Source organism: Enterobacter cloacae complex sp. P14RS, from assembly GCF_014895895.1.
Lineage (GTDB): Bacteria > Pseudomonadota > Gammaproteobacteria > Enterobacterales > Enterobacteriaceae > Enterobacter > Enterobacter bugandensis.
Genome location: NZ_JADBQM010000003.1, coordinates 1 through 1,757 on the forward strand (window position 1 = coordinate 1; position 1,757 = coordinate 1,757).

Annotated in this window: 1 rRNA gene; it reads left to right on the forward strand. The window is 52.9% G+C overall.

Going from position 1 to position 1,757, the window contains the following annotated elements:
* The first annotated feature begins 197 nt into the window (after nucleotides 1–197).
* Nucleotides 198–1,737: ribosomal RNA gene (locus tag IM295_RS01940) — 16S ribosomal RNA — on the forward strand.
* The last annotated feature ends 20 nt before the right edge of the window (nucleotides 1,738–1,757 follow it).

Consider the following 1,757-nt stretch of genomic DNA (forward strand, 5'->3'; position numbering starts at 1 on the left):
AGTAAAGCGTAATATACTCCACCTCGAAACGGTGAGCGAAAGCCGCGTTGCACTGCTCTTTAACAATTTATCAGACAATCTGTGTGGGCACTCAAAGTGACATGGATTCTTAACGTCCTCGGACGAAAAATGAATACCAAGTCTCTGAGTGAACATACGTAATTCATTACGAAGTTTAATTCACGAGCATCAAACTTAAATTGAAGAGTTTGATCATGGCTCAGATTGAACGCTGGCGGCAGGCCTAACACATGCAAGTCGAACGGTAGCACAGAGAGCTTGCTCTCGGGTGACGAGTGGCGGACGGGTGAGTAATGTCTGGGAAACTGCCTGATGGAGGGGGATAACTACTGGAAACGGTAGCTAATACCGCATAACGTCGCAAGACCAAAGAGGGGGACCTTCGGGCCTCTTGCCATCAGATGTGCCCAGATGGGATTAGCTAGTAGGTGGGGTAACGGCTCACCTAGGCGACGATCCCTAGCTGGTCTGAGAGGATGACCAGCCACACTGGAACTGAGACACGGTCCAGACTCCTACGGGAGGCAGCAGTGGGGAATATTGCACAATGGGCGCAAGCCTGATGCAGCCATGCCGCGTGTATGAAGAAGGCCTTCGGGTTGTAAAGTACTTTCAGCGGGGAGGAAGGTGTTGAGGTTAATAACCTCAGCAATTGACGTTACCCGCAGAAGAAGCACCGGCTAACTCCGTGCCAGCAGCCGCGGTAATACGGAGGGTGCAAGCGTTAATCGGAATTACTGGGCGTAAAGCGCACGCAGGCGGTCTGTCAAGTCGGATGTGAAATCCCCGGGCTCAACCTGGGAACTGCATTCGAAACTGGCAGGCTAGAGTCTTGTAGAGGGGGGTAGAATTCCAGGTGTAGCGGTGAAATGCGTAGAGATCTGGAGGAATACCGGTGGCGAAGGCGGCCCCCTGGACAAAGACTGACGCTCAGGTGCGAAAGCGTGGGGAGCAAACAGGATTAGATACCCTGGTAGTCCACGCCGTAAACGATGTCGACTTGGAGGTTGTGCCCTTGAGGCGTGGCTTCCGGAGCTAACGCGTTAAGTCGACCGCCTGGGGAGTACGGCCGCAAGGTTAAAACTCAAATGAATTGACGGGGGCCCGCACAAGCGGTGGAGCATGTGGTTTAATTCGATGCAACGCGAAGAACCTTACCTACTCTTGACATCCAGAGAACTTAGCAGAGATGCTTTGGTGCCTTCGGGAACTCTGAGACAGGTGCTGCATGGCTGTCGTCAGCTCGTGTTGTGAAATGTTGGGTTAAGTCCCGCAACGAGCGCAACCCTTATCCTTTGTTGCCAGCGGTTAGGCCGGGAACTCAAAGGAGACTGCCAGTGATAAACTGGAGGAAGGTGGGGATGACGTCAAGTCATCATGGCCCTTACGAGTAGGGCTACACACGTGCTACAATGGCGCATACAAAGAGAAGCGACCTCGCGAGAGCAAGCGGACCTCATAAAGTGCGTCGTAGTCCGGATTGGAGTCTGCAACTCGACTCCATGAAGTCGGAATCGCTAGTAATCGTGGATCAGAATGCCACGGTGAATACGTTCCCGGGCCTTGTACACACCGCCCGTCACACCATGGGAGTGGGTTGCAAAAGAAGTAGGTAGCTTAACCTTCGGGAGGGCGCTTACCACTTTGTGATTCATGACTGGGGTGAAGTCGTAACAAGGTAACCGTAGGGGAACCTGCGGTTGGATCACCTCCTTACCTTAAAGAACCTGCCTTTG